Source organism: Kitasatospora sp. NPDC059646, from assembly GCF_042734615.1.
Classification (GTDB): domain Bacteria; phylum Actinomycetota; class Actinomycetes; order Streptomycetales; family Streptomycetaceae; genus Kitasatospora.
This window is the reverse complement of sequence record NZ_JBHWDS010000009.1, coordinates 90,050-115,786: the sequence shown is the minus strand read 5'-3', so window position 1 is coordinate 115,786 and position 25,737 is coordinate 90,050. Positions and strand designations below refer to the sequence as shown.

General features: G+C 75.3%; 24 protein-coding genes. 11 read left to right on the top strand and 13 right to left on the bottom strand.

Annotated elements, in window-relative coordinates; translation table 11 throughout:
• Position 1 precedes the first annotated feature (1 nt).
• From ACFV1L_RS08645 to ACFV1L_RS08635, 3 genes are all read right to left on the bottom strand, one after another.
• On the bottom strand, positions 2 to 322 hold the full coding sequence (locus ACFV1L_RS08645; RefSeq protein ID WP_380364168.1) for a trypco2 family protein: 321 nt from the start codon (positions 320 to 322) through the stop codon (positions 2 to 4).
• 72 nt (positions 323 to 394) lie between these two features.
• Positions 395 to 2,728 carry an ATP-binding cassette domain-containing protein gene (locus tag ACFV1L_RS08640; RefSeq protein WP_380364289.1) on the bottom strand — a complete coding sequence of 778 codons (2,334 nt, stop codon included), beginning with the start codon at positions 2,726 to 2,728 and terminating at the stop codon, positions 395 to 397.
• A gap of 109 nt (positions 2,729 to 2,837) precedes the next feature.
• On the bottom strand, positions 2,838 to 3,722 hold the full coding sequence (locus ACFV1L_RS08635) for a LysR family transcriptional regulator (protein WP_380364166.1): 885 nt from the start codon (positions 3,720 to 3,722) through the stop codon (positions 2,838 to 2,840).
• Positions 3,723 to 3,872: 150 nt separating this feature from the next.
• On the opposite strand from ACFV1L_RS08635, the gene ACFV1L_RS08630 reads away from it, so the two are divergent.
• From ACFV1L_RS08630 to ACFV1L_RS08620, 3 genes are all read left to right on the top strand, one after another.
• The gene (locus ACFV1L_RS08630) at positions 3,873 to 4,358 is read left to right on the top strand and encodes a hypothetical protein (RefSeq protein ID WP_380364162.1); all 486 of its coding nucleotides are present in this window, start codon (positions 3,873 to 3,875) and stop codon (positions 4,356 to 4,358) included.
• Positions 4,351 to 5,949, top strand: a complete 1,599-nt coding sequence (locus ACFV1L_RS08625) for a multicopper oxidase family protein (protein WP_380364158.1) — start codon at positions 4,351 to 4,353, stop codon at positions 5,947 to 5,949. The genes ACFV1L_RS08630 and ACFV1L_RS08625 overlap by 8 nt, the downstream gene beginning before the upstream one ends.
• Positions 5,950 to 6,032: 83 nt before the next feature.
• Positions 6,033 to 6,794 carry a metallophosphoesterase family protein gene (locus tag ACFV1L_RS08620; RefSeq protein ID WP_380364156.1) on the top strand — a complete coding sequence of 254 codons (762 nt, stop codon included), beginning with the start codon at positions 6,033 to 6,035 and terminating at the stop codon, positions 6,792 to 6,794.
• Positions 6,795 to 6,817: 23 nt separating this feature from the next.
• On the opposite strand, the gene ACFV1L_RS08615 is transcribed toward ACFV1L_RS08620, so the two are convergent.
• The 4 genes from ACFV1L_RS08615 to ACFV1L_RS08600 all read right to left on the bottom strand — a co-directional run bounded on the left by ACFV1L_RS08615 (position 6,818) and on the right by ACFV1L_RS08600 (position 12,117).
• On the bottom strand, positions 6,818 to 8,440 hold the full coding sequence (locus ACFV1L_RS08615; RefSeq protein WP_380364154.1) for a serine/threonine-protein kinase: 1,623 nt from the start codon (positions 8,438 to 8,440) through the stop codon (positions 6,818 to 6,820).
• A gap of 81 nt (positions 8,441 to 8,521) precedes the next feature.
• Positions 8,522 to 9,589, bottom strand: a complete 1,068-nt coding sequence (locus tag ACFV1L_RS08610) for a TolB family protein (RefSeq protein WP_380364152.1) — start codon at positions 9,587 to 9,589, stop codon at positions 8,522 to 8,524.
• Positions 9,586 to 10,722 carry an MFS transporter gene (locus ACFV1L_RS08605; RefSeq protein ID WP_380364287.1) on the bottom strand — a complete coding sequence of 379 codons (1,137 nt, stop codon included), beginning with the start codon at positions 10,720 to 10,722 and terminating at the stop codon, positions 9,586 to 9,588. The genes ACFV1L_RS08610 and ACFV1L_RS08605 overlap by 4 nt, the downstream gene beginning before the upstream one ends.
• Before the next feature lie 57 nt (positions 10,723 to 10,779).
• Positions 10,780 to 12,117 (bottom strand): discoidin domain-containing protein, encoded by a 1,338-nt coding sequence (locus tag ACFV1L_RS08600; RefSeq protein WP_380364150.1) that lies wholly within the window; start codon positions 12,115 to 12,117, stop codon positions 10,780 to 10,782.
• 302 nt (positions 12,118 to 12,419) lie between these two features.
• Between ACFV1L_RS08600 and ACFV1L_RS08595 the strand changes: the two genes are divergently transcribed.
• The gene (locus tag ACFV1L_RS08595) at positions 12,420 to 13,049 is read left to right on the top strand and encodes a TetR/AcrR family transcriptional regulator (RefSeq protein ID WP_380364148.1); all 630 of its coding nucleotides are present in this window, start codon (positions 12,420 to 12,422) and stop codon (positions 13,047 to 13,049) included.
• Positions 13,046 to 14,407, top strand: coding sequence for a carotenoid oxygenase family protein (locus tag ACFV1L_RS08590; protein WP_380364146.1), 1,362 nt, complete (start codon positions 13,046 to 13,048; stop codon positions 14,405 to 14,407). Before ACFV1L_RS08595 ends, ACFV1L_RS08590 begins: the two co-directional genes overlap by 4 nt.
• Positions 14,408 to 14,414: 7 nt before the next feature.
• Here ACFV1L_RS08590 and ACFV1L_RS08585 read toward each other — a convergent pair whose 3' ends face one another.
• Entirely contained in the window at positions 14,415 to 15,557 is a 1,143-nt protein-coding gene (locus ACFV1L_RS08585) for a response regulator (protein WP_380364144.1), read from the bottom strand.
• A gap of 466 nt (positions 15,558 to 16,023) precedes the next feature.
• Here ACFV1L_RS08585 and ACFV1L_RS08580 point away from each other — a divergent pair, with 466 nt between their 5' ends.
• Positions 16,024 to 16,683, top strand: a complete 660-nt coding sequence (locus ACFV1L_RS08580) for a CAP family protein (protein ID WP_380364142.1) — start codon at positions 16,024 to 16,026, stop codon at positions 16,681 to 16,683.
• Positions 16,684 to 16,792: 109 nt separating this feature from the next.
• Complete coding sequence (locus tag ACFV1L_RS08575; protein WP_380364141.1) at positions 16,793 to 17,179, top strand: hypothetical protein; 387 nt, start codon at positions 16,793 to 16,795, stop codon at positions 17,177 to 17,179.
• Positions 17,180 to 17,367: 188 nt separating this feature from the next.
• Here the strand turns inward: ACFV1L_RS08575 and ACFV1L_RS08570 are convergent, their stop codons facing one another.
• A complete protein-coding gene (locus ACFV1L_RS08570) occupies positions 17,368 to 17,979 on the bottom strand; it encodes a TetR family transcriptional regulator (RefSeq protein ID WP_380364139.1) in 612 nt (203 codons plus the stop codon).
• An 82-nt stretch (positions 17,980 to 18,061) separates the two neighbouring features.
• On the opposite strand from ACFV1L_RS08570, the gene ACFV1L_RS08565 reads away from it, so the two are divergent.
• Positions 18,062 to 18,973 carry an oxidoreductase gene (locus ACFV1L_RS08565; RefSeq protein WP_380364137.1) on the top strand — a complete coding sequence of 304 codons (912 nt, stop codon included), beginning with the start codon at positions 18,062 to 18,064 and terminating at the stop codon, positions 18,971 to 18,973.
• Between the two features lie 56 nt (positions 18,974 to 19,029).
• Here ACFV1L_RS08565 and cobF read toward each other — a convergent pair whose 3' ends face one another.
• Positions 19,030 to 19,791: a precorrin-6A synthase (deacetylating) gene (gene cobF, locus ACFV1L_RS08560; RefSeq protein WP_380364135.1), complete on the bottom strand. Its 762-nt coding sequence runs from the start codon at positions 19,789 to 19,791 to the stop codon at positions 19,030 to 19,032.
• A 103-nt stretch (positions 19,792 to 19,894) separates the two neighbouring features.
• Between cobF and ACFV1L_RS08555 the strand changes: the two genes are divergently transcribed.
• Positions 19,895 to 20,620 carry a carbon-nitrogen hydrolase family protein gene (locus tag ACFV1L_RS08555; protein WP_380364133.1) on the top strand — a complete coding sequence of 242 codons (726 nt, stop codon included), beginning with the start codon at positions 19,895 to 19,897 and terminating at the stop codon, positions 20,618 to 20,620.
• Positions 20,621 to 20,693: 73 nt separating this feature from the next.
• Here ACFV1L_RS08555 and ACFV1L_RS08550 read toward each other — a convergent pair whose 3' ends face one another.
• Both ACFV1L_RS08550 and ACFV1L_RS08545 read right to left on the bottom strand, forming a co-directional pair.
• The gene (locus ACFV1L_RS08550; RefSeq protein WP_380364132.1) at positions 20,694 to 21,044 is read right to left on the bottom strand and encodes a hypothetical protein; all 351 of its coding nucleotides are present in this window, start codon (positions 21,042 to 21,044) and stop codon (positions 20,694 to 20,696) included.
• A gap of 87 nt (positions 21,045 to 21,131) precedes the next feature.
• Positions 21,132 to 21,611, bottom strand: coding sequence for a hypothetical protein (locus ACFV1L_RS08545; RefSeq protein WP_380364130.1), 480 nt, complete (start codon positions 21,609 to 21,611; stop codon positions 21,132 to 21,134).
• Between the two features lie 305 nt (positions 21,612 to 21,916).
• On the opposite strand from ACFV1L_RS08545, the gene ACFV1L_RS08540 reads away from it, so the two are divergent.
• The gene (locus ACFV1L_RS08540; protein WP_380364129.1) at positions 21,917 to 23,452 is read left to right on the top strand and encodes an FAD-binding oxidoreductase; all 1,536 of its coding nucleotides are present in this window, start codon (positions 21,917 to 21,919) and stop codon (positions 23,450 to 23,452) included.
• Positions 23,453 to 23,505: 53 nt separating this feature from the next.
• On the opposite strand, the gene ACFV1L_RS08535 is transcribed toward ACFV1L_RS08540, so the two are convergent.
• The gene (locus ACFV1L_RS08535) at positions 23,506 to 24,768 is read right to left on the bottom strand and encodes an alpha/beta hydrolase family protein (RefSeq protein WP_380364127.1); all 1,263 of its coding nucleotides are present in this window, start codon (positions 24,766 to 24,768) and stop codon (positions 23,506 to 23,508) included.
• A gap of 176 nt (positions 24,769 to 24,944) precedes the next feature.
• Here ACFV1L_RS08535 and ACFV1L_RS08530 point away from each other — a divergent pair, with 176 nt between their 5' ends.
• Positions 24,945 to 25,376: an MBL fold metallo-hydrolase gene (locus tag ACFV1L_RS08530; RefSeq protein ID WP_380364125.1), complete on the top strand. Its 432-nt coding sequence runs from the start codon at positions 24,945 to 24,947 to the stop codon at positions 25,374 to 25,376.
• The last annotated feature ends 361 nt before the right edge of the window (positions 25,377 to 25,737 follow it).

Here is a 25,737-nt window from a genome sequence, read left to right as displayed (position 1 = left end):
GTCAGAACCCGTCCCGGCTGCCCAGGTCGGAGTGGGAGACGTCGAGGCTGCCGCCGGTGGCCGCGTCCTTGGGGGTGAGGGTCACCGAGACCTTGTGGGTGCGGGTGCGGGTCGCGCCCGCCTCGGCGTCGGCGGAGAGGACCCAGGCCTTGACGCCGCCCTTGGCGCGGGCGTCGCGCTTCAGCTCGACGGTGAAGTCGAGGGTGACCGGCCCGACCTCGAACTGGACGGCCTGGCCGCGGCCGCGTTCGGAGGCGTCGAGCAGTCCGAGGCGGACCGCCTCGATCGCGTCGGCCAGTTCGATGTCATGACGGTCCGTCACGTGTGCCCCCACAGGTCGGAGTTCCCCGAGGGGAGCGTAGAGCGTCCGCCGCGCGGCGGGGGCCGGGTTGGATCAATCGGTGCCCAGGAGTGCCGCGAGGTAGGGCGCGGTGGGGCTGTTCGGGGCGGCGGCGACGGCCGCCGGGGTGCCGGTGGCGAGGACGCGGCCGCCCGCGGTGCCGCCGCCCGGGCCGAGGTCGACGAGGTGGTCGGCGCCGGCGACGAGAGGCAGGTGGTGTTCCGCGAGCAGGACGGTCGCGCCGGCGTCGACCAGCCGGTGCAACTGGGCGGTGAGCACCTCGCTGTCGGCCGGGTGCAGGCCCGTGGTGGGCTCGTCCAGCAGGTACAGGGTGCGGTGCCGGCGGGCGTGGTGCAGTTCGGCGGCCAGCTTGACCCGCTGCGCCTCGCCGCCGGAGAGCTCGGGCGCCGGCTGCCCCAGGCGCAGGTAGCCGAGGCCGACCTGCTGCAGCACCGTCAGGATCCGGGCCGCGGCCGGGACGTCGGCGAAGAACGGCGCGGCCTCGTCCACCGTCATGGCCAGCACGTCGGCGACGGTCGCGCCGCGGTAGGCGATCTCCAGGGTCTGCGGGTTGTAGCGGCTGCCGTGGCAGTCCGGACACGGGTTCCACGCGGTCGGGAGGAACAGCAGCTCGACCTCGATCGCGCCCGCGCCCTCACAGGTCGGGCAGCGCCCCGACGCCACGTTGAACGAGAACCGCCCCGCGCCGTAGCCGCGCCGGCGGGCCTCGTCCGTGGCGGCGAACAGCTTGCGGACGGTGTCCAGCAGGCCCGTGTACGTCGCCAGGTTGGAGCGCGGGGTGCGGCCCAGCGGCGTCTGATCGACCGTCACCACCCGGCCCACCGACGGGTCGGCCGCCGCCGCCTCGGCCGCCGCGCCCAGCAGCGTCGACTTGCCCGCGCCCGAGACGCCCGTCACCGCCGTGAGCACGCCCAGCGGCACGTCCACGTCCACGCCCCGCAGGTTGTGCCGGGTGACGCCGCGCAGGCGCAGCACGCCCGACGGGGTGCGGCCCCGGGACGCGGGCGGGGGCGGCGGATCGAACAGGAACCGTCGGGTGGCGGAGTCGGCGACGGAACGCAGACCGTCCACCGGACCGCTGTACAGCACCCGGCCGCCGCCCGCGCCCGCGCCCGGGCCGACGTCCACCAGCCAGTCCGCGCCGCGCACCACCGTCATGTCGTGCTCCACCACGAACACCGAATTGCCCGCCGCGCGCAGCTCGGCGAGGACCTCGCGCAGTGCCTCGGTGTCCGCCGGGTGCAGGCCCGCCGACGGCTCGTCCAGCACGTACACCACGCCGAACAGGCCGGACCGCAACTGGGTCGCCAGGCGCAGGCGCTGCAACTCGCCGGTGGACAGGGTGGGGGCGGCCCGGTCCAGCGACAGGTAGCCGAGGCCGAGCCGGCGCAGCGCGGCCAGCCGGTCCGTCAGGTCGGCGGTGATCAGGCCGGCCGGACCCTCCCCGCCGGTGAACGGCCGCAGCACCTCGGCCAGGCGGTCGGCCGGGAGAGCGGCGAGCTCCGTGATCGGCAGGCCCGCGAACGTCACCGCCAGCGCCTCCGGCCGCAGCCGCCGGCCGCCGCACAGCGGGCACGGCGCCTGCTCCAGGAACCCGGCCGCCTTCGCCCGGGCCGCCTCGCTGCGGGACTCGGAGAACGCCTTCAGCACCAGGCGGCGGGCACTGCTGTACTTGCCCCGGTACGGGCGCTGGATCCGGCCCGGCTCCCGCTCCGGATGGACCGTCACCACCGGCTGCTCGTCCGTGAACAGGATCCACTCCCGGTCCGCCGCCGGCAGCTCCCGCCACGGACGGTCCAGGTCGTGGCCCAGCGCGCCGAGGATGTCCCGCAGGTTCTTGCCCTGCCACGCGCCCGGCCAGGACGCGACCGCACCCTCCCGGATGCTCAGCGACGGATCCGGCACCAGGGACGCCTCCGTCGCCCGGTGCAGCACGCCCTGCCCGTGGCACTCGGGGCAGGCGCCGGCCGGGGTGTTCGGCGAGAACGCGTCCGAATCCAGGCGGGGCGCGCCCGGCGGGTAGCTGCCGCACCGCGAGAGCAGCATCCGCAGCAGGTTCGACATGGTGGAGACGGTGCCGACGGACGAACGCGAGGACGGCACGGAACGGCGCTGCTCCAGCGCGACGGCCGGCGGCATGCCGGTCACCGCCTCCACCCGCGGCGCCTCCACCTGCCGCAACAGCCGCCGCGCGTACGGCGAGACGGACTCCAGGTACCGGTGCTGCGCCTCCGCGAACAGCGTGCCGAACGCCAGCGAGGACTTCCCCGACCCCGAGACGCCGGTGAACGCGACCACCGCCCCGCGCGGCACCGCCACCGCCACCCCCCGCAGGTTGTGCACCCGCGCCCCGCGCACCCGCACCATGCCGTCGTCGACCGTCTCCGCGCTGCTCACCGCGCCACGCTACCTCGCCGGGGGCCGGGGGCGGGGGCACCGCGAGGGGGACGGTGCAGGTCATGGAGGTGACGGGCGGTCAGGAGGCGGCGGCGGTCCAGGGCCAGCCGAGGAGGGTGGTGCGCATCAGGCGGGCGGCGGGGGAGAGGCGGGCGGTGGCGGACCAGTGGAGGGTGAGGGTGCGGCGGCAGGTCGGGGCGTCGACGGTGAGCAGGGCGAGGGGGAGGCGGCCGGCCGCCCGGCGGCCGACGGCGGGGATCAGGCCGACGCCGAGGCCGGCGGCGATCAGGTCGGCGACGGCGGCGAGTTCGTCGCTCTCGCAGACGATCCGGGGCGGGTGGCCGAGGGTGCTGAAGAGGTGGTCGAGGAGGCGGCGGTTCCAGTGGCCGGGGCGGGCGGTGATGAACGGCAGCGGGGCGAGTTCGGCGAGGGCGACGGAGCGCCGGCCGGCCAGCGGGTGGCCGTCGGGAACGGCCAGCCAGACCGGCTCGTCGAGGAGCGGTTCGCTGTGCAGGCCCTCGCCGTGGACGGGCTGCGAGGCGACGCACAGGTCGACCTCGTGGGCCCGGAGCCGACGGGCCATCAGGTCGGCCGCCAGTTGGCGGAGTTCGACCTCGGCGGCCGGGTGGGCGCGCTTGTACGCGGCCAGTGGCGCGGTGAAGGTGAGGAAGGTCTCCGAGGCCAGCCGGACCGTCCCGAAGCCGTCGCCCGCCGCTTCCGCGACGGCCCGGCGGCCGGCCTCCAACTCGCCGAGGGCGCGCTCCGCGTAGCCGCGGAACAGCCGGCCCGCCTCGTTCAGGCGCAGCCGGCCGCGGCGGTCGAACAGCGGGGTGCCGAGTTCGTCCTCCAGGCGGGCGATGGTGCGGCTCAACGACGGCTGGGCGACCCGGAGTTCCTCGGCGGCCCGGCTGAGGTGCTCGAACCGTGCCACCACCAGGAACTGGGTCAGTGCGTGCAGGTCCATGGCTGCCCCCGGTGCTGTCGCCGCCCCTCCATGACGGATCGGGCATAACCCCATAGCAATATTGATCTTAGACGGGATCGCCGGCCGGTCATAACGTCGGGAGGAGAGCATGTTCCGCCCCCGGCACCAGGATTGAGGGAGATTCCCGCCATGGCCGCATCGGCCGTCCCCGAACGCGCCGTCCCCGGACGCGCCGCCCCGGACCGCATCGCCCCCGAGCACGCCGCCCCGGACCGTCCCGCCCGCACCGGCCGCGCCGGCCAGGTGGTGCGCGCACTGGCCGCCCTGCACACGGCGGCCGGGTACGGGCAGCCCGTGTTCGCCGGCGTGTACCTGAGCGGGGCGTACGACGGCCTCGGCTGGCACCTGGCCGGGGCGAACGCCGTCACCAGCCTCGGCTACCTCCAGCTGATCGCCGCGGTCGTGCTGTGGTTCCGCTCCCGGCTCGGCTGGCCGGTGGCGGGCACCGCGCTGGTGGTGGTCGCCGAGACGGTGCAGTACTTCGCCGGGCTCGACGGCGCGCTGTGGCTGCACCTGCCGCTCGGGGTGGCCACCATCGCGGGCCTCACCGTCCTCACCGTCGGCCTGCTGCGCGTTCCGCTGCCCGGCCGCGGGCCGGGGGTGCGCGGTGAGTGAGCGCCGGCTCCCGGTCTCCAGGCGGCAGGTGCTCGCACTCGGCGGCGCGTTCGGACTGCTGACGGCGGGCGGGCCGGCGTCCTCGGCGGCGCTCGCCCACCGGCCCGCCGGGACGGGCGGGCTGCTGCGCAGCGCGGTCCCGCTGCCGCCCGCGTTCCGGGTGCCGCTGCCGCGCCCGGCGGTGCTCGCGCCGGTGTCCACCGCCGGAGGCGTCGACCGGTACGAGATCGTCCAGCGGGAGACCGTCGCCGAGATCCTGCCCGGGGTGCGCACCCCGCTGTGGACGTACGGCGGCAGCTTCCCCGGGCCGACCGTGGAGGCCCGGCGCGGCCGTCCCACCGTCGTCACCCACCGCAACGAGCTGCCCGTTCCGACGGTGGTCCACCTGCACGGCGGTCGCACGCCGGCCGAATCCGACGGCTACCCCACCGACCTGGTGCTGCCGAGCAGTTGGTCCGAGCACCGGCACGGCGGCGGGATGGCCGGAATGGCCGGGATGGCGGATCCGCGGGCCGTGCAGAGCCGCGTGGTGCGCGAGTACACCTTCCCGAACGACCAGCGCGCCGCCATGCTCTGGTACCACGACCACCGGATGGACTACACCGCCCCGGCGATCTGGCGCGGCCTCGCCGGGCTGCACATCGTCCGCGAGGACAGCGAGCGGTCCCTCGAACTCCCGGACGGGGAACGGGAAGTGCCGCTGGTGATCACCGACCGGGCGTTCGCCGCCGACGGCAGCCTCGCCTACCCGTCGCTGGACCCGTCGCTGCGCGGGCGCCCCGGAGTGCGGGAACCGTACGCGGCAGGCGTGTGGGGGGACGTGGTCCTGGTCAACGGCGCGCCGTGGCCGGTGCACGAGGTGGCCGCGGTGCGGCACCGGCTGCGGGTGCTGAACGCGTCCAACGCCCGGCACTACGAGATCGAGGCCGTCGACCAGGACGGGCGGACGCTGGACCTGGTGCAGATCGGCGCCGACCAGGGCCTGCTGGCCGCACCGGTGACGCACCGTCGGCTGCCGCTGGCGCCGGCCGAACGCTACGACCTGCTGGTGGACTTCGGCGCGGTGAAGGTCGGCGGAACGGTCCGGCTGCTGAACCGGCTGGGCAGCGGGCGCACCCGGGAGGTGATGGCGTTCCGGGTGGTCCGGCAGGAGCAGGACGACAGCCGGGTGCCGGCCGTGCTGTCCACCGACCTGCCGCAGTGGCGGCGCGAAGACGCCGTCCGGGTGCGGGAGTTCGCCTTCCGGGCCGGGCGGACGGGCGAGGGGCACGGCTGGCTGATCGGCGGCCGGCCGTTCGACCCGGCGCGGGAGGACGTCAGTGTCCGGCTGGGCGACCTGGAGGTGTGGCGGCTGATCGCGGACGTCCACCACCCCGTCCACCTGCACCTGGTGGGCTTCCGGATCCTCGGCCGGGGCGGCCGCGCACCGCTGCCGCACGACGCCGGGCTGAAGGACACGGTCGCGCTGCGTCCGGGCGAGGCGGCGGAGGTCATCACCCGGTTCGACGGCTACCGGGGCCGCTACCTGTTCCACTGCCACAACGCCGAGCACGAGGACATGGGCATGATGGCGAACCTGGAGGTCCGGTGAGCGGGGCGGCGGACGGGGCGCCGGACTTCGCCGTGGGCGAAGAGACAGCTCACCGGGCCGTTCCGCGGGGCACAGTGGTGACCATGCCGAACCGCGTAGCCGTCCTGTCCGACATCCACGGAGTCCTGCCGGCCCTGGAGGCCGTGCTCGCCGAACCCGAGGTCCGCGCCGCCGAGCTCGTCGTGCTCACCGGGGACATCGCCGCCGGGCCCCAACCGGCCGAGGTGCTCGACCTGTTGACCGCGCTCGGCGACCGGGTCCGGTGGGTCGGCGGCAATGCGGACCGCGAACTCCTGGAGTACCGCAGGCGCGGGCGCGGGACGATACCCGACCCGATCGGCCCGTGGGCGGCCGAGCAGCTCCGCGAGGACCACCTCGACCTGCTCGCCTCGCTGCCGCCCACGCTCACGCTGAACGTCGGCGGCCTGGGGGAGGTGCTGTTCTGCCACGCCACACCGCGCGACGACGAGGAGGTGGTACTGGTCGACTCCCGGCTCGACCGCTGGGCGGAGGTCTTCGACGGGGTCGCCCCCGAGGTCCGCACCGTGGTCTGCGGCCACACCCACATGCCGTTCGTCCGCCTCGCCCACGGCCGGCTCGTGGTCAACCCCGGCAGCGTCGGCATGCCGTACGGCCGCGCCGGTGCGCACTGGGCGCTGCTCGGCCCGGGCGTCGACCTCCGCACCACCCCCTTCGACCCGGCGGCCGCCGCCGCCCGCCTCGGCCGCGAATCGTCCTACCCCGAGATCGCCGCCTGGGCCGACTACTACCTGCACGCCCGGGCGACCGACGCCGAAGCCCTCACCGCCTTCGCCCCCCGGGACGGGCGCGGCCACCAGGCCTGAGACCGGCCCGGACCGGCGCGTCCTCAGCCGGACTTGGCGATCTTCAGGACCTTGCCGGTGGCACCGGTGCTGACGTAGCCGCCACCCTGGTAGTCGTCGGTGAGGTAGTAGCGGAGGGTGATCTCGTCGGCGAACCAGCCGTAGTCGACGACCAGGTGACGGGACGTCGGGGCGGTGACGCCGAGTTCGCTCCCGGCCCTGGCGAGGCCGGCCGGGAGGAGGGTCCAGTCGATCCGGGTGAGATCGACCGGCTTCTCGTTGGCTCCGAGGGTGCCGCCGGGCGTGCTGGTGATCTTGCCGGCCCGGTAGGTGAGGGTGTCGTAGCGCTTGGGGTGGTCCTTGGTGACGGCCCTGGCGGTGGCGTACTCCGGGTAGATCACCAGTTGGGTGATGGTGGCGTTGCCGGTCGCCGAACGGATCGTGTCGACCACGGCGCGGGCCCCGTCCGGGGTGAGCAGGTCGCGGTCGGCGGGAGCGGGGGCGGGAGCGGGGGCGACGGGCGCGCCGGCGCTGCTCGACGCCCGCGGGGTCGACCCGGCCTGGACGTGCCGGCCGGCCGCCCCCGGCCGGCCGCCGAACGACCAGGCCAGCACGCCGAGCACCGCGACGGCCGCCACCGCCGTGAGCACCGGCACGGCGCGCCGACGGGAGGCCGGCCGTACGGGGGCGGAGGTCGCCAGGGTGGGCGAATACGGAGTGGCGGTGTCCGGCGCGGTGCTGTTCGGCGCGGTGGCGGAGTGGAGCGCGGCGGGGACGGCGTCGAGCTGCGTCGGCGCGAACGTGCTGCCGCCGAGGGTGCCGTCGATGCCCTGCTCGGCCGCGGCCAGCAGGCGGTCCAGTTGGTCCGGGTCGGGCCGGGCGGCGGGGTCGCGGGCGAGCACCGCCGTCAGGGTGGCGCCGAGCGGGCCGCAGCGCAGCGGTGGCGGCAGCGGCTCGTCCAGGACGGCGGCGAGCGTGGCGAGGGTGGTGGCGCGGCGCAGCGGGTGGTGGCCCTCGACGGCCACGTACAGCGTCATGGCGAGCGACCACAGGTCGGAGGAGGGGTCGCCCTCGTGGCCGCGGATGCGCTCCGGGGCGATGAACTCGGGCGAGCCGATCAGCGCGCCGGTCGCGGTCAGGCTGGTGGAGCCGCGGAGCGCGGCGATGCCGAAGTCGGTGAGGACGGGCGTGCCGTCGGCGCGCAGCAGGACGTTGGCGGGCTTGACGTCCCGGTGGTGGATGCCGGCGGCGTGCGCGGCCCGCAGCGCGGACAGCACGCCGCGGCCGACCCGGGCCGCCTCGTGCGGCGCGAGGCTGCCGCGGGCGAGGCGGTCCTGCAGCGAGCCGCCGGCCACCAGTTCCATGACCAGCCACGGGTGCGGGAGTTCGGGGGTGTCCACGATGTGGTGGATGGTCACCACGTGCGGGTGCTGGAGCCGCGCCAGGGCCCGGGCCTCGCGCAGCACCCGCTCGCGGAGCTCGTACGCCGCGGCCGGGTCGGCGGCGAGCACCGCCGGGTCCGGTGGCCGGACCTCCTTCAGCGCGACCTCGCGCTCCAGCATCGTGTCCCGGGCCCGCCACACCAGGCCCATGCCGCCGCCGCCGAGCCGGCCCAGCAACTCGAAACGGCCGTCGACGAGTTGGCCGCCCGGGCCCGCGTTCACCATGGCGGTCATGGTAGGGGCTGCGGCGGACAGCCTCCGCACCGGCCGTCGGCGCCGCCGGCCGCCGGGCGTGCCGACGGGTCGTCAACGGGCGGTCAGCGCCGTGGGGGAGGACGCGCCGGCGGCCAGCAGGCGCGGTGCGCCGGTGCCGTCGGCGGGGACGGACCACAGGTCGGTGGTGCGGCCGTCCTTCGCGGGCAGGGCGTAGCCGAGGGTCCGCCCGTCCAGCCAGGCGGCCTGGTCGTCGAGGTTGCGGTTCTCGGCGACCGGGTGCTCGGACAGGTCGGCGAGGTCGAGGACGTAGAGCCGCCACGGGTCGGCGGGGTCGGCGGAGACGCGTTTCTTGAAGGCGATCCGGGTGCCGTCGGGGGAGAGCGACGGGCATTCGACGTTCTCCTTCAGGGCGCGGGCGGACCAGGACCTGAGGTCGCCCTCGACCAGGTGGGTGCGCCCGCCGGTGGAGACGGTGGCGTAGAAGCGGTTGTCGTCGGCGGCGAAGGTGACGCCCCAGTAGTTGACGTCGGCGGCGTGGTACCGGGCGCCGTCCAGGGTCAGCGGGATGTCCTCGATCGACTTGATCAGGTAGCCGGTGCGCAGGTCGAGGACGGAGGTGCGGGTGGAGAAGCCGCTGACGGCGTACGAGTCGCCGACCGCGAACGCCGTCCAGGACAGCACCTGCCCGGACGGCGAGACCCGGGCCCGGTTCGGGACGCCGGGCAGGGTCAGGGCCTGGAGCTGGTGGAACTGCCGGTCGTAGACGACGGCTTGGGTGCGGGCGGGGGTGCCGGGCGTGCCGGGCAGGGCGCGCAGGCACAGCGCCCGGTCGCCCGAGGCGTAGAAGCGCTCGCAGGACGGCCCGCCGACCGTGGCCGGGGCGCCGTCGGAGCCCGCGGCGCGGGCGATCCGGCCGGAGGCGGCGTCCCGGTAGTACAGGCCCGGCGGGTCGAGGGTGAAGCCGGCGTCCGCCGCGACGGCCCGGTGCCGGGCGCCGTGCTGGCGGGCGTGCAGGACGTAGCCGAGCGCGCCGCCGAGCAGCGTCAGGACGACCACGACCAGCACCACCAGGCGTGCCGCCGTCACCGGACGGTCCGTCAGGTCCGACGGGCCGGTCCGGTCGGGCAGTTCGGTGTCCGGGGTGGTCTCGGTCGTCATGAGGGCTTCCCTTCGGGCAGGATGCGCCGGGCGGCGGCGAGGGCGGCGGCCAGCGCGAGGGCGGCGGCGAGCAGGGCGGGGCGGGCGCCCCACCAGGTCCAGGCCGCGCCGAAGCCGGCCGCGCCGAGCAGGCGGGCCAGGGCCTGGCCGGTCTGCAGGACGGCGAGTCCGCCGGCCCGGCCGCCGGCGGGGAGCACCGGCCCGGCGAGGGCCATCAGCACGCCGTCGGTGGCGGCGTAGAACACGCCGATCAGCACCAGCACCAGGACGGCGGTCGCCGGGCCGAGCGGGACGGGGAGCAGCAGGTAGGCGGCGAGCAGCGCGCCGTGCCCGGCCAGGAACGGCAGGCGGCGGCCGACCCGGTCGGCGAGCCGGCCGGCGGGGACGGCGAGCAGCAGGTAGCAGGCGGCCGCGCCGAGCGGCAGCAGCGGGAACAGCATCGGCGACAGGTCGAGCTGCCGTTGCAGCAGCAGGTACAGGAAGGAGTCGCCGACGGTTGCCGCGCCGAGCAGTGCCGCGGCGGTGACGATCCGTCGGAACACCGGGTCGCGCAGCGTCCGCCGGGCGGTGGGCGGACGGGGGGCCCGGACCGGGGCGGGGGCGGCCGCGGCGCCGGGGACGAACAGCACCAGCAGCAGCACGCCGAGCAGGCCGGCGGCGAAGCTGACCACGAACACCGCGTCGTACGCGTCGGCGGTGGCCCACAGCACGGCGAAGGCGACCAGCGGGCCGAGCAGCGCGCCGGTGGTGTCCATGGCGCGGTGCACGCCGAAGGCCCGGCCGAGGTCCCGGGGGCCGGCGCTGAGCGAGATCATCGCGTCCCGGGGTGCGGTGCGCACGCCCTTGCCGAGCCGGTCGGCGGCGAGCGCGGCGGCGATCCCGCCGGCCGAGCCGCCGGCCAGCAGCAGGCCGAGCCGGGAGAGCGCGGAGAGCAGGTAGCCGGCCCCGGCGACGGTGCGGTGCCGGCCGCCGCCGCGGTCCGCGAGCCGGCCGCCGAGCAGCCGGACGAGGGCGGTGGCGCCGTTGAACAGGCCGTCCAGGAAGCCGAATTGGAGGGGTGACAGGCCGAGGCCGAGGACCAGGTAGAGCGGCAGCACCGCGCCGACCATCTCGGAGGAGACGTCGGTGACCAGGCTGACCGCGCCGAGTGCGAGGACCGTCCGGGCGGCCGGTGGTGGCCAGGTACATCATCAGTGGCAGCTGTACTTCGGGCCGGTGTCCTTGACCTGACCGTCCGTGCCGAGGTAGGTCCAGCTGTAGCCGCTGTCGGTGAAGTCGAGCTTCAGGACGCCGTAGTCGCCGCTGATCCGCTTCTGGCTGTTGGGCTGCACCTGCTCGATCGGGTAGGGCTCGGCGCCGCCCATGCCGCCGACGATCTCCACCATGCCGTCCGCGGTGGCCTTGCCGTCCGGGTCCTGCGGGGCGAAGCGCTCGTAGTGGTGGTCGTGGCCGTTCAGCACCAGGTCGGCCCTGGCGCCGTAGAGGATCTTCCACACCGGCCGGGAGACCGGGTCGTTGCCGTGGCCGCCGGAGGAGTACAGCGGGTGGTGCCAGTAGGCGGCGATGCACTGCTTGGAGTTGGCCGCCAGGTCGGCCTTCAGCCAGTCGATCTGGGCGCTCTGGTCGAAGGCGTTGGAGTCGAGCGCGACGAAGTGCCAGTTGCCCTCGTCGAAGCTGTACCAGCTCTTGCCCTGCGGGTAGGCGATGCTGCCGAAGTACGACTTGTAGCCGGCCTCGGACCCGGCCGGGTCGTAGGTCTCGTGGTTGCCGGGGACGGGGCGGGTCTTCGCCTTGAAGGCGCCCCAGGTCTTGTCGTAGTAGTTCTTGAAGTCCGCCAGCCGGGCGTCGTCGTACTGGTTGTCACCCATCGTCAGGTAGAACTTCGGGTCGATCTGCTGGGCCAGCCGCGCGGTCTTCGGGTGCGCGCAGGCGCTGTCGGAGGCGGTGCACTGGGCGGCGATGTCGCCCGCGGCGACGACGGTGAACGCGCCGGTGGACGGCGGCGGGCTGCTGCTGCCGCCGGCCGGGACGCCGTACACCTCCAGCTCGTACAGCGAGTAGCCGTAGGAGGTGCCGCGCGCGGTGCCGTACATCCTAAGGTAGCGGCCCTGGCCGGACAGGCCCGTCCAGTCGTCGGTGCCGCCGTTGCCGGCCTTCTCCTCGGCGACGGTGGTCCATGCGGTGCCGTCCGCCGACACCTCCAGCCGGTAGGCCTTGGCGTACGCGGCCTCCCAACTCAGCTTGACGCGCGAGATGTTGGCGGTGGCGCCGAGGTCCACCCGGAGCCACTGCGGGTCCTTCCCCTCGGCGCTCGCCCAGCGGGTGGCGGTGTTCCCGTCGAACGCCTTCCCCGCCTCGTACGACGACCCCTCGGTGGACGAGGCGGTCGCCGGCTTCCCCTTCGACAGCAGCGGGTCGGCCGCCGCTCCGGCCCGTTCGGACCAGCCGAGCAGCAGACCCCCGAGCAGTGCGAGCACGGCGGCGTACACGCCGATCCGCGCGCGCCGCACCACGACTCCCTGACGCATTCGTGAACTCCCTGACCTAGGACGGCGAGAGCTGGACACCGGCGTACACCGAGGACGGGCCACACCGGAGCGACGACCGCACACCGCCGCGGCGGCCCGGGACAGAGCTCTCACTGAGCGCGGCACGCCCCATCCGGTGCGGGCGCCGCGCCGGACCGCCTCCCCGAAGGCTAGTAGAAAGGAAAGTTTCCTACCAGTCGTCTTCGGCATCGAACTGCGGTGCGGGCACCCGCCGCTGACGGAACGACAGGATTGTCGGAAAGTCGCGGTAACGCTGTTACCAATGGGCTACGGTGTTACCCATGAGCACGCCCTACCAGGACGCGCAACGCGCCGGCCAGCACGCCGTGCGCACCGCGATCCTCGACCACGCCATCGACCTGCTGGTCACCGAGGGCCCGGCGGCCCTGACGATGCGCCGGATCGCCACCGGCATCGGCGCCTCCACCAAGGTCCTGTACACCATGTTCGGCGGAAAGGAGGGCCTGGCCGACGCCCTCTACCGGGAGGGCTTCGCCCGGCTGCGCCGCGCCCAGCAGCAAGTCCCCTGCGCAGCCGACCCGTTGACCGCGCTGAACGACCTCGGCGCCGCCTACCGGGCGCACGCCCTCGCCGAACCCGCCTACTACCGGGTGATGTTCGAGCAGGCGGTGCCCGGCTACCGGCCCGGGCCGGAGGCACTGGCCGCCGCCGAGCGCGCCTTCGACGCCTCCGTCGAAGCCGTCCGCGCCTGCATCGACGCCGGCGTGTTCGCCCCCGGCGACCCGCACGAGATCTCCGAACTCCTCTGGGCGGCCGCCCACGGCGCGGTGAGCCTGGAACTCGCCGGCCACTTCCCGCCGGACACCGCCGCCCGACGCTTCGACGCCCTGCTCGCCGCCGTCGGCCGGGCGTTCCTCGCCGAACCGCACCGGAAGGACCAGCAGCGATGACGGTCAACCGCTACCTGACGGGCAGCTTCGCCCCGGTCACCGAGGAGGTCACCGCCCACGACCTGCCCGTCACCGGCCGGATACCCGCCCACCTGAACGGCCGCTACCTGCGCAACGGCCCCAACCCGCTGGGCGTCGAGGACCCCGCCGCGCACATCTGGACCCTCGGCCCCGGCATGGTGCACGGCGTCCGGATCCGCGACGGCCGCGCCGAGTGGTACCGCAACCGCTGGGTGCGCTCCGCCGCCGTCGCCGACCGGCTCGGCGAACCGCGCCGCGGCGCCCCCGCCGACCCGCGGCTCGACTTCGCCCCCAACGTCCAGGTCGCCGGCCTGGCCGGCCGCACCTTCGCGCTGATCGAGGGCGGCCTGCGCCCCTACGAACTCGACTACGAACTCGACACCCTGGGCCCCGCCGACCTCGGCGCCACCCCCGAGGGCTACAGCGCCAACGCCCACTCCGTCCACGACCCGCACACCGGCGAACTGCACTCGCTGGCCTTCCGGTACGGCTCCGAACACGTCCAGCACATCGTCATGGACCGCCACGGCGCCGTCCGCCGCACCACCCTGATCCACACCCCCGGCAACCCGTACATGCACGACTTCGCCCTGACCGAGCACCACGTCGTGCTGTACGACGCCCCCGTGGTGTTCAGCCCCGCCCACCTGCCCACCGGCGTCCCCTTCCGCTGGGACGACGGCCACCAGGCCCGGGTCGGCGTGATGCCGCGCGGCGGCGGGCCGGTGCGCTGGTTCGACGTCGCCCCCTGCCTGGTCGGCCACACCCTCAACGCCTACGAGAACGGCACCGAACTGGTCGTCGACGTGGTCCGCCACCCCGAGGGCTTCACCATCCGCGACTTCGGCAACAGCCGCCCCACCCTGGACCGTTGGCGGATCGACCTGACGGCGGGCACCGTCCGCGAGGAGCGGCTCGACGACCGCACCCAGGAGTTCCCGCGCGTCGACCCCCGTCGGACCGGCCGGCCCCACCGCTACGGCTACGCCGCCGCGGCCGAACTCTACGCCGCACCCACCGGCCCCGACGACCCGCGCCCCGACGAGGGCTTCAGCAGCGCCCTGCTCAAGCACGACCTGGCGCGCGGCACCGTCGAAGCCCACGAGTTCGGCCGGTTCGGGGCCGTCGGCGAAGGAGTGTTCGTCCCCGCCGAGAACCCCGCCGCCGAGGACGACGGCTACCTCATGGCCTACGCCCACGACCCGGAGCGCGGCGCGGCCGACCTGGTCCTCCTCGCCGCGCAGGACTTCACCGGCGAGCCCGTCGCCCGCATCCACCTGCCCGTCCGGGTGCCGCTCGGCCTGCACGGCAACTGGATACCCGACGAGCCGCGCTGACCGCCGGTCAGACCACCGCCGCCGGCGGGGCCGGCGCGGGCCGCAGCGGCGCGCGGTGGGCCAGCCGGCGGCGCTCCCGGTGCAGCTCCACGTGGACGGCGACCTTGGCGCGCAGCGCCCACGGGTCGACCGGCTTCGGGATGAAGTCGACCGCGCCCGCCGCGTAGCCCCGCATCGAGTGCTCCGGGTCCGTGCCGATCGCGGTGACGAAGATGATCGGAATGTCCCGGGTCCGGGCCCGGCGCTTGATGTGCGCCGCCGTCTCGTACCCGTCCATCCCCGGCATCTGCACGTCCAGCAGGATCACCGCGAAGTCGTCCGGATCCAGCAGCGCCCGCAACGCCTCCGAGCCGGACGAGGCACGCACCAGCCGGTGGCCGTGCGGACCGAGCACCGCCTCCAGCGCCACCAGGTTGTCCGGCCGGTCGTCGACCAGCAGCACCTTCGGCGCAGGCCCCGACTGCGGCGCCGGCGCGGGCGGCAGCGGGGCCGCGTCCGTGCCCTGCTGGTGCTCCACCAGCGCGAGCTGACGCTCCAGCAGGTCGCAGCGCTTCTCCGCGCAGGCCGCCCGGTCCCGGGTCCGGGCCAGCTCGTCGGCCAGCCGATCCACCTCCCGGGCCAGCGCGTCGCGCTCCGCCAACAGGTCCGGGAGATCCGGCGGCGCGGGCGTGAACGGCCGTGTCTCCAGGCGCAGCAGGCGGGCGTCCAGGTCCGCGATCGACTGCCGGGTGCCGTCCAGCGCCAGGTCGAGCTGCTCCTCCCGCGCCCCCGCCCGGCGGGCCTCCCGGTCCGCCGCCTGCAACTGCCCCTCCAACTGCTGCACCGCCCGGCCGATCGACGCCGCCGTCCGCAGCGCCGCCAGGTGCTGGCGGCGCAGCCGCTCCAGTGCCGGCTCGTCCAGCCGGGTCCCGAGGTCCTCGGCCAGGTGGTGCAGCAGCTCCTCGACGAACGCCCACGGCGCGATCCTCGTCCCCGCCAGGTAGCGGGACAGGGTGCCCGGGTTGAGGTAGCAGCGGGACGCGTAGCGGCGCACCGAGATCCCGAGCTCCAGGAACAGCGCCCGCAGCGTCTCGGCGAACTCCCGGCACTCCCGGTTCAGTTCGCCGTCCAGTGGCAGCAGGCCGCCGTCCCGGACCGGCCCCGCCGTCACGCCCCGCACCTCCGCCGGACGCGCACCACCACGCCGGGCCGCCTTGAACGCCGCACCCAAACCTCCACCCGTACCCGCCGGCCCGTCACGGTCCGGTCGCGCCCAACCCCGGCCGCCGCTGCGCCGGGGTGGGAAGCAGCATGCCGGATCGCAGGGGTGTTGCGCGCCCCGCAACGCGCAGGCACGCCGCACCGCGGCTCAACGGCAACGGCGTTGTGGGAAAAGAAAAGTGACGTGGCATCACTCTTGCGAGTTGGGCATCGCCGCCGGACCGGCCTCCGGTCGAGTGGTGTTCGGGCCGGTCGGCGGCCGGGGACGGGGCGTGTCCGCCCGGAGCGGCCGGGTGCGGGACTGCGCGCCACGACCCCGGGCCGCCCCGCGGGAGGCCGGGCAGGCGGTGCGTGCCCCGGGCGGGGTGGCGGGCGTTGAGACGGGTGGCGGGACCGGCGTGGAAAGGAGCGGGGCGATGGGCGCCTCTCGGGTTGGCAGGGTGGTTCTGGCGGTCGCGGTCGCGGCGGCGGTGGCGGTCACGGCGTCTCCCGGGGCGGCCGGGGCGGCCGGATCGGCTGCGGTGGCCGGGGCGGCCGGCGGGCCGGTGGGGGACCGGGCCGACGGCGATTTCCAGAGCGAGTGCCTGGGGGCGATCAATGCGTATCGCGTCAGGCACCAAGTGCCGCCGCTGAGCGTCGACGCGGCGGTGGTGGAGTACGCCGAGTCCCGGGCGCAGCAGGTGTCCCGGCCGGACGGGTTCCACCACGACGGGCCGGCGCGCGGGTACGGGGAGACGTCGAGTTGGAGCTCGACCACGGGGGAGGGCGCTTACCGCCCGGGCAGTTGTAGGGATGCCGTGGAGGCCTGGTACGAGGGCAGTGTGCGGTACGACTTCACCGCACCGGGGTTCTCGCGGGAGACGGGGAACTTCACGCAGCTGGTGTGGAAGTCGACGACGAAGGTCGGCTGTGCGCGGGTGGGGGGTGCGCGGGACGCAGCGCCCGGCGGGGAGGGGTTCTCCTGGTTCGACACCTGGATCGTGTGCGACTTCACGCCGCGGGGGAACGTCTCCTCGGATCCGCAGGACCCGGCGAAGGCGTACCGGGAGAACGTGCTACCCGCCGTCGCCGGGTAATGGAGACGGTGCGAGGGAGTCGACGTTGTCCTGAAAGCAGATGGTCGCTGCTTTCCCGGCTCTGCTGTTATGAGCACCTCCATCACCGGACCACCCAAGGGGAACTGTCATGGGCCACGTGCTCAGGCGCGCCGCCACGTCCATCGCCGCACTCGTCGCGGCGGCCACCGCCGCCGTCGGCACCGGGGCCGGAACCGCCCCGGCCTCGGCCAGCACCGTGATCGCGCTCGGCACCACCTACAGCGCCGGCGTCTACTCGGCACCCAACGCGGGCTCCGCCAAGGTCGGCGTGCCCGACCTGCACCCGGGCGACTCGGTGGCGGTGAACTGCTGGACCGTCGGCGGCAACGTCGGCAACTTCGGCGACGTCTGGTACCACGCCTTCCAGGAGATCTACGCGGGCTCCCCGTACCAGCAGGTCGGCGGCTGGGTCTTCGCGCCCTACGTGGACGGCGCCGCGGCGTTCCACAACAACTGGATCCCCAAGTGCCCCTGACCCGGGCGTAGTTCCCAGTGCGGGCCGGCGACCGCCGCCGGCCCGCGAGCGAGGGTGGTCGGTGCCGTCGGCGCCGGCCGCCCTCGTTGTGCGTGCCGCCGGGGGTTCCGCGTGCGGTCGCGGGTTCGGCGGCCGCCGGGGCTCGGTGGGCGGGGGCGGTGCCGCCGGTCCTGCGGTGCCGCCGGAGTTCAGCGGTCGGCGGTGTCCAGGGCCGGGGCGACGGCGGTGAAGGCGCGGGCGGTGAGGTCGGCGGGGTCCTCGGTGCCGTCGCTCGCGCTCCAGAGCTGGAGGACGGTCTCGAAGACGGTCAGGGAGAGGCCGGCGGCGAGGCGGGGGTACAGCCCGGCGGGGGAGGGCAGGGCCAGCCGGGAGGCCAGTTCGGCGGCCAGGTCGTCGCGCCACTGGGCCTGGCGTTCCAGGAACCGGGCGTGCAGCGCCGGGGTCCCCAGGATGAGCCGGACCACCCGGAGGGCCCGGTCGGTGTGGCCGGCGCAGGCGTCCACGGAGGAGCGGACGGCGTGCCGGAGGGCCGTCGAGGGGCTCTCCTCGGGCGGCCGGGCGGCGAGTTCGGCGCGCATGCCCGCGCCCAGGTCGGCCAGGAACTGGACGACCACGTCCTCCTTGGAGGCGAAGTAGCGGAAGAACGTCCGCTTGGACATGCCGGCCGAGGCGGCGATCTCGTCGACCGTGACCGCGTCGAAGCCGTGCCGGGCGAACAGGTTCAGCGCCGTCTCGGTCAACTCGTCGGACACGAGGCGGCGTTTGCGCTCGGCCAGGCTCGGTTCGGGGCGGGTGGTCACGGCCCGATGCTACACCCGGCGTCGAACATGACATCAGGCGGCGGACTTGACACCTGGTGACACAAGGGGCAGCGTGTGCCGCATGACGAAGCATCAGTTCTGGAACGCCGAACGGATTCCGGACCAGAGCGGCCGCGTGTTCGTGGTCACCGGCGCGAACAGCGGCCTCGGCCTGGCGACCGCCCGCGCCCTCGCCGCGAAGGGCGGTCGGGTGGTCCTGGCGGTACGCAACGAGGCCAAGGGGCGCCGGGCGGCGGAGCTGATGCCCGGAGACCGGGCGCAGGTGCGGCAACTCGACCTGGCCGACCTGGAGTCCGTCCGGCGGTTCGCGGACGCGCTGCGCGCCGACGGCGTCCGGCCGGACGTGCTGGTCAACAACGCCGGGGTGATGGCCCCGCCGCGCACGCTCGGCGCGCAGGGGCACGAGCTCCAGTTCGCCGCCAACCACCTCGGCCACTTCGCGCTCACCGGGCTGCTGCTCGATCTGCTGGCACAGGGCACGGACCCCCGGGTGGTGACCGTGAGTTCGACGAACCACCGGCAGGGGCGGCTGTACTTCGACGACCTCTCCGGGGAGCGCGGCTACGCGCCGATGCGGTACTACAACCAGTCGAAGTTCGCGAACGCCGTCTTCGGCCGGGAACTGCACCGGCGGCTGACCGCCGCGGGCAGCCCGGTGCGGAGCCTGCTCGCGCACCCCGGCTACACCGCGACCAACCTCCAGACCAGTGCGCCGACCGGCCTGGTGAAGCTGTTCTTCGGCCGCGTCCTCGCCCCGCTCGCCCAGCCCCCGGAGCAGGGCGCGCTGCCCCAACTGTTCGCCGCCACCGCCCCCGAGGCCCGGAGCGGGCAGTTCATCGGACCGCGCGGCCCGGGGGAGCTGCGCGGCGCACCCACCGTGGTGCGGGTGGCGCCGGCGGCGGACGACGCCGGGACCGGCCGCCGCCTGTGGGAGCTGTCGGAGCGCCTGACCGGCGTCCGGTACGCCCTCTGACCGGTCCGGGGTCGGACGGGACCGGGGCCGTCGGCCCGCAGCCCCGTCCCGACGGATCAGTCCTCGGTGCGGCGGAGCAGGTAGCTGTCCATGATCCAGCCCTTGCGCTCGCGCGCCTGCTCGCGCAACTCGGCGATGCGGTCGGCCTGTTCGGCGAGCGGGCCGGAGGCCAGGATCTCGTCCTCGGTGCCCAGGTAGGCGCCGTAGTGGATGTGCACGCCCGCCGGGTCGATCTTGGTGAAGGCGGCCTGCCCGTCGAGCATCACCACCGCGTCCTCCGAGCCCGGACCGAAGCCCTCGGCCGCGAGCCGCCGACCGGTGGTGATCCGCACCGGCCGGGCGGTCCGGGTCAGGGTGGTCCGGTGACGGGCCGCCAGCACCGAGATGCTGCTGATGCCCGGAACGACGTGGTACTCGAACTCGGTGCGCCCGCGCGCCAGGATCCGGTCCAGCACGGCGATCACACTGTCGTACAGCGCAGGGTCGCCCCAGACCAGCAGCGCACCGGTCTGACCCTCCGCCAGTTCGGAGACCACCGCCTGCTCGACCAGGTCGGCGCGCCGCTCGCGCCACTTCTCGACGGCCTCCCGGTACGCGGCCGTGGACCGGTCCCGGGCCGGGTCGATCAGCTCCACCACCCGGTGCCCGGGCCGCCCGTGCTCGGCGATCATGTGCCGCCGCAGCCGGATCAGGTCCTGCCGCTCCTCGGGCTTGTCCAGCAGCAGGAACGCATCGGTGCGGCCGATCGCCTTGACCGCCTCCAGAGTGAGGTGGTCGGGATCGCCCGCGCCGATGCCGATGACGAGAAGGGTACGCATGACGCCGATTCTGCCTGGTCCCCCCGGAGCCGCCGCAGGTGGGAGGCGGACTGGGGCCGGGCCGGGCGCGAGGGGCGCGGAAGGACCGTGAATAATCCACGCCATGGTGACGAGTGGGGCGAACAGGAATCCGCTGACGGTGGCCGCCGTCCAGCCCGGGTGGGCCGGCGCCGATCCGGTCGGGAACGTCGGCGAGCACGCCCGGGCCGTCGCCCGGGCACGGGCGAGGCTGGTGGTCTTTCCCGAGCTCTCCCTCACCGGGTACGACCTCGGGGCGCCGTCGCTGACCCCGGACGATCCGCGCCTCGCGCCGCTGGTGGACGCCTGCCGGGCCGCCGGCTCGGTGGCGCTGGTCGGCGCGCCGGTCCGCGACGAGGACGGCCGCGAGCACATCGCCACGCTGGCCGTGACCGGTGCGGGCGCGACCACGGTGTACCGGAAGATGTGGCTGCACGGGCCCGAGTTCGACCGGTTCGGCCCCGGCGAGAAGCCGGCCGTCCTCACCGTCGACGGATGGCGGCTCGGCCTGGCCGTCTGCTACGACGCCGCCGTGCCCCAGCACGCCGCCGACACCGCGGCGCTCGGCATCGACGCCTACGTGGCCAGCACCCTCTACGGCCCCGGCCCCGAGGCCGCCGCCCGCCGTGACGGCCACATGCACGACCGCGCCACCACCCACACCGTCTGGGTCGTCCTCGCCACCGCGGCCGGCCCCAGCGGCTCCTACCCCGACACCTCCGGCGGCTCCGGCATCTGGAACCCCCACGGCCACCCCGTCGCCCAAGCCGGCCACGCCGCGGGCGAGATCGCCACGGCCCGGCTCACCTGACCGGCGCTTCACCGTCCGGCGCGCACCCGCCCGGAGGGGGCGTGCGGCGAGTCCGCGGCGCCGGACACGACCATCACCGTCCGCCGCCCGATCCGCCGGGCCCCGGCAGCCGTGTCCGGGCCGAAAGGACGGGCGGCGTGCCTCCGGCGGGATCGGGCTCTTCGTAGCACTCGAGAAGGAGCTCGCCGCACAGGTCGTCCAGCTCGCCGGGCGCTTCCTCCAGCAGGGCGCGGGCCCACGCCGCGAGGGACGAGCTCCTCAGCGCGTCGTTCGGGACCCGGTGGAGCGGCCCGGGGCCCATCACCGCCCACTCCGAGGAACCGTCGGCACGGAACAGCAGCCGCCACCAGTACGGCTGCCAGTAGGGCTTCTTCAACGAGAACCAGCTCCCGGTTTCGTTGCGGACGGCGGCTGCCCGGTCCACCTGGCACGCCGCGCGCGGTGACGTTCCTGTCGACCCGCTGCGCATTCAACCACCTGCGGCCGACGACGGAGGCGGGGGCGGGGCCGGTCAGTCGTCGAGCCCGAGGGAGAGGACGGCGGCCCAGTCGTCGGTGACCAACAGGAGGTGGCGCGACCGGACGGCGCCCATGCCGGTGCGCGGGGCGTCGACGTCGGCGGAGCTCCGGACGGGCCCCAGATGGGCTTCGACGAGGTCGGCGATGCCGTCGGCGAGTTCGGCCGCGTGCCGGATCTCGACGGGATTGCGCGGGTGGGTGTCCGGCCACCTGGTGGCGGGCTGCAGGAACCCGTCGGTCACCTCGCGGCGCAGAACGTCCCGCCAGCCTCGCGGTGACTCGAACGGGACGACCGGCGTTCCCACCCGGTGCCCACTGGCCCCCGCGTCGTACACCGCCTGGGCGAGGCCCCTCATCCGGTCATCACCCGGGGCGATCCGCGCCACCGGGACCACCGGGGACAGCTCGATGGACGACACGAACGGGTTGCCGTCGTCGAGCAGGTTCTCGAGTCGTTCGGCTGCGGCTGACACTGCGTCCGGAGCGTCGAGCGGGTTCGGCATGGGCGTCCGGGTCCTCCGTGCGGTTCTGCGTTCCGGCCCCAGTGTGGCAGCTGCGCCCGCTCATGCTGCGAGGCGCCCGGGGCGTTCGACGAGCCGGCAGCGGCCGTCCACGGTGGGGGACGCGCCTGGGCGGGAGGGGAACTGACGGAGCGTCGGGAAGGTGCGGAGGCTGGGCCGATGGGCGCAGCCCGGGGGGCCGTGGGGTTGGGGCGGCGTGACGATCGGCGGGAGAGTGGCCCGCGCGCGGGGTGCGGGCGGAAAGGTGCGCCATGAGGATGGACCGTCGTCGTTTTCTCACCGCCGCCGCGGCCTCGGTCGCCGGGCTGGTCGCGGGGGCCGGGCCGGCGCGGGCGGCGTCGGCGGGGACGCTGGAGGCGTTCCCGGCCCGGCCGCGGGGCTGGAGCGCGGCGCCGCCGGACTGGCAGGCGCTGCGGAACCGGCTCGGCGACCGGCTCGTCCTGCCGGACGACTCGGGGTACGGGACGGCGCGGCTGGGGTTCAACGAGCTGAACGACGGTCAACTGCCCGCCGCCGTCGCGAAGTGCGTCTCGGTCGGCGACGTGCAGGCCTGCCTGGACGTGGCGCGAGGGCACGGGATCCCGATCGCGGCGCGCAGCGGCGGCCACAGCTACCTCGGGTACAGCATCCCGGACCAGGGCCTGGTGATCGACCTGCGGGGGATGGCCGACATCACCGTGCGGCCGGACGGGACGGCGGAGGTCGGAGCCGGGGCGCGGCTGATCGAGGTGTACGCCGGAGTGGCCGCCGCCGGGCGGCTGCTGCCCGCCGGGAGCTGCCCGACGGTGGGCGTCGGCGGGCTGACGCTGGGCGGCGGCATCGGGGTGCTGGCCCGCAAGTACGGGCTGACCTGCGACCGGCTGGGCGCGGCCGAGGTGGTCACCGCCGACTCGTGCCTGCACACCGCCGCGCCCGGGCAGGACGAGGACCTGTACTGGGCGCTGCGCGGCGGTGGCGGCGGCAACTTCGGGCTGGTCACCCGGTTCGCCTTCGACACCGCCCCGGCGCCCGCGCTGACGGTCTTCGTGCTGGGCTTCCCGGCCGGGTCGGTGCCGCAGGTGCTCGGGGCCTGGCAGCCGTGGGTGGCGGACGCGCCCGACGAGCTGTGGGCCAGCTGCCAGATCGCCGGCGGGACGCCCCCGAGCTGTCGGATCGTCGGCTGCTGGGTCGGCGACCCGGACGGCGCGAACCAGCTGATCGACCGGCTGGTGCAGGCGGCCGGGACGACGCCGACCAGCCGGACCGTGCTGCCCAAGGACTACCTGTCCGCGATGATGTTCATGGCGGGCTGCTCCCACGACACCGTCGCCCAGTGCCACCCCACCTGGGAGGGCGGCCGGCTGACCCGGACCGGCTTCGTCGCGGTGTCGCGGATGTTCGGCCCCGGCCCGGTCGACCCCGGCCGGGTCACCGAGCTGATGACCGGCGCGTCCGGCGTCGACCTGCTGCTGGACTCGCTGGGCGGCGCGGTCGGCGAACTCGCCCCGGACGCGACGGCGTTCCCGCACCGCGACTCGCTCGCCAGCGCCCAGGTGTACGCGGGCGCCACCCCCGCGACCGAGGCCCGGGCCAAGGCGACGGTGGACGCCGTCCGCGACGGCCTGGCCGAGCTCGGCGCGACCGGCGCGTACGTCAACTACATCGACGACACGCTGCCCGACTGGGGCCGCGCCTACTACGGCGACAACCTGGCCCGGCTCCAGCAGGTCGCCCGGAGGTACGACCCCGACGGGGTGTTCGCCTTCCCGCAGTCCGTCACCGCCGCGGGCAGCCGGTTCGGCCGGGCCGCCTGAGGCGGCGGCAGCCGCGGTCCCGGATCCGCTGAGGGGCGGTGCCCGGCCGGCCCTCAGGGGGTCCAGGTCATCTCGGGGAAGGACGGGGACGGCCCGTCCAGCAGGCGGGTGTCGGTGCCGCGGAGCCAGCGGTCGAAGAACGCGGCGACGTACGCGCGGGTGGCGGCCTCGGCGCGGGCGGGCGGGACGTCGCCGATGTCGGCGCGCAGCCGTTCGGCGTCCAGCGCGCCCCGGTCGGCGAGTTGGGGGAGCAGCGCCTCGGCGTCGGTGTAGGAGCCGTGGCGGGAGCCCTCCAGGGTGACGTCGGCGTGCCAGCCGGTGCTGTGCCGCCAGAGCGCGTCCCAGCCCGGCTGGTGGTGGTAGTCGCCGGAGTCGTCGGACCGGGTGCCCATCAGCAGGAACGGACGGCTCAGGCCGTCCTCGGCGACGGTGGGGAGGTACACGCCGGTCCGGCCGTCCGGGCCGGGGAAGTGCAGCTGGCCGTCGAGGTTGACGCCCGCCGCGATCCGCGGGTCGTCGTGCATGGTCTGGAGCGCGGTGAAGCCGCCCGCCGAGTGGCCGGCCATGCCGATCCGGCGCAGGTCGAGCGAGCGGGCGAGGCCGGCGGGCAGGCCCGGGGTGTCGCCGAGGGACGCCAGGCGGTCCAGCACGAAACGGGTGTCGGCGACCCGGACGTCCATCGACTTGCGCAGCAACGCGCCGATGTCCAGGCCCGGTTGTGCGGCCAGGCCGGGGAACACCGAGGCCGCCAGGGTGCCGTCCGGGAACGCCACCTCGGACGCCTCGTACGGGTGATCGACCGTCACCACCACGTAGCCGCGCGACACCAGGTCCTCGACCAGCGCCGTCCCCCAGGTGCGCGGGTCGCCGAGCCCCGCCGAGTACAGCACCACCGGCCGCGGCCCGCCCGGCAGCACCGGAGCGCCCTTCCGGGCCGGATTGCCGGTGCCCGCCCAGTCCGTACTGCCCGGCGTGACACCGTAGTTGAACAGGCCCATGCCGTCCGGGCCGCCGAAGTGCGCCCCCGCCGCCGGCGCCATGTACGGGGCCCGCTCGCCGACCGGCACCGCCGGGTACCAGACGCTGATCATCAGCCGGCGCGGCTGCCCGGGCACCCACGGGTCCTCGCGGGCGGTGTCGGTCAGCGGCACCTCGACCGTCCCCACCGCGAACGGCCCGGTGGGCGCCGGGAGGTGCGCCCGGGCCTGGTGCGAGCCGTCGGCGGCGGCCAGCGCCGCACCCGGCGCGCACACCGGCGCCAGGACCGCCGTCGCCGCCAGCAGCACCGCCGCCATCGTTCGTGCCCTACCGCGCATCGCCGTTCCTCCTCGAATTCTGTGGACACGAAGCACCGTAGAGGGAGGGGGAGCGTCGGGGCGTCGTACCGGGGAGCCAAACGCCCGTGTCGTACCACGGTATGACGGGGAGTCAGGGGCACCCGGGCACGGGAATTCGCGGGCGGTCGTGATCGCCCCGGGTAGGCTGCGGGCGCATGGGGATCACCGTGCTCGGCGGGTGCGGCGCCTGGCCCGCGGCCGGTCGGGCGTGCAGCGGATACCTGGTGGAGCACGCCGGGTTCCGGCTGCTCCTGGACCCCGGGTACGCGACCCTGCCGCGGCTGCTGGAGCGGATCGGCGCCGAACAGGTCGACGCCGTGCTGATCAGCCACGGCCACCCGGACCACTGCGCGGACCTCAACCCGCTGCTGCGCGCCCGGGCCCTGAGCGAGGACCCGCCGCCGGCCGTGCCGGTGCACGCGCTGCCCGGGGCGGTCGATCCCGTCCTGGCGCCGGACCGGCCCGGCATGCTGCAACACGCCTACTGCCTGCACGAGTTCACCGCCGGGTCCGGCTTCGGGATCGGCCCGTTCCGGGGCGCCGCCTGGGCAGTGCCGCACGTCGTCCCAACGCCGGCCCGCGGCTGACCGCCGGCGGCCGGAGCCTCGCCCGCACCGGCGACACCGGCCCCAGCCCCGACCTGATCGACCTCGCCCGGGACACCGACCTCTTCCTCGTCGAGGCGACCTATCCCGAACACGTCCCCGTCGAGGACAGCCGCTACCTGTCCAGCGCCCTCCAGGCCGGCCGACACGCCGCCCGCGCCGGGACGGGCCGCCTCCTGCTGACCCACCTCCGGCCCGGCACCGACCCCGCCACCGCGCTCGACGCCGCCCGCCGCACCTACCGCGGCCCCGTCGGCCCCGCCCCCCCCGGCCGGGGCCCGGCCCGCGGCCCGCACCGGCCGGCGCCCGAGGGGGGACCGGCCGGAAGTAGCGCCCGGCGCGG

What these genes read in the sequence shown, in the direction of transcription:
- ACFV1L_RS08580 (WP_380364142.1), top strand. Translation starts at nt 16,024, where the DNA reads ATGGGCGCCTCTCGGGTTGGCAGGGTGGTTCTGGCGGTCGCGGTCGCG.
- cobF (WP_380364135.1), bottom strand. Translation starts at nt 19,791, where the DNA reads ATGCGTACCCTTCTCGTCATCGGCATCGGCGCGGGCGATCCCGACCAC.
- ACFV1L_RS08555 (WP_380364133.1), top strand. Translation starts at nt 19,895, where the DNA reads ATGGTGACGAGTGGGGCGAACAGGAATCCGCTGACGGTGGCCGCCGTC.
- ACFV1L_RS08630 (WP_380364162.1), top strand. Translation starts at nt 3,873, where the DNA reads ATGGCCGCATCGGCCGTCCCCGAACGCGCCGTCCCCGGACGCGCCGCC.
- ACFV1L_RS08535 (WP_380364127.1), bottom strand. Translation starts at nt 24,768, where the DNA reads ATGCGCGGTAGGGCACGAACGATGGCGGCGGTGCTGCTGGCGGCGACG.
- ACFV1L_RS08540 (WP_380364129.1), top strand. Translation starts at nt 21,917, where the DNA reads ATGGACCGTCGTCGTTTTCTCACCGCCGCCGCGGCCTCGGTCGCCGGG.
- ACFV1L_RS08590 (WP_380364146.1), top strand. Translation starts at nt 13,046, where the DNA reads ATGACGGTCAACCGCTACCTGACGGGCAGCTTCGCCCCGGTCACCGAG.
- ACFV1L_RS08565 (WP_380364137.1), top strand. Translation starts at nt 18,062, where the DNA reads ATGACGAAGCATCAGTTCTGGAACGCCGAACGGATTCCGGACCAGAGC.
- ACFV1L_RS08575 (WP_380364141.1), top strand. Translation starts at nt 16,793, where the DNA reads ATGGGCCACGTGCTCAGGCGCGCCGCCACGTCCATCGCCGCACTCGTC.
- ACFV1L_RS08635 (WP_380364166.1), bottom strand. Translation starts at nt 3,722, where the DNA reads ATGGACCTGCACGCACTGACCCAGTTCCTGGTGGTGGCACGGTTCGAG.
- ACFV1L_RS08615 (WP_380364154.1), bottom strand. Translation starts at nt 8,440, where the DNA reads ATGGTGAACGCGGGCCCGGGCGGCCAACTCGTCGACGGCCGTTTCGAG.
- ACFV1L_RS08600 (WP_380364150.1), bottom strand. Translation starts at nt 12,117, where the DNA reads ATGCGTCAGGGAGTCGTGGTGCGGCGCGCGCGGATCGGCGTGTACGCC.
- ACFV1L_RS08530 (WP_380364125.1), top strand. Translation starts at nt 24,945, where the DNA reads ATGGGGATCACCGTGCTCGGCGGGTGCGGCGCCTGGCCCGCGGCCGGT.
- ACFV1L_RS08595 (WP_380364148.1), top strand. Translation starts at nt 12,420, where the DNA reads ATGAGCACGCCCTACCAGGACGCGCAACGCGCCGGCCAGCACGCCGTG.
- ACFV1L_RS08640 (WP_380364289.1), bottom strand. Translation starts at nt 2,728, where the DNA reads ATGGTGCGGGTGCGCGGGGCGCGGGTGCACAACCTGCGGGGGGTGGCG.
- ACFV1L_RS08620 (WP_380364156.1), top strand. Translation starts at nt 6,033, where the DNA reads ATGCCGAACCGCGTAGCCGTCCTGTCCGACATCCACGGAGTCCTGCCG.
- ACFV1L_RS08610 (WP_380364152.1), bottom strand. Translation starts at nt 9,589, where the DNA reads ATGACGACCGAGACCACCCCGGACACCGAACTGCCCGACCGGACCGGC.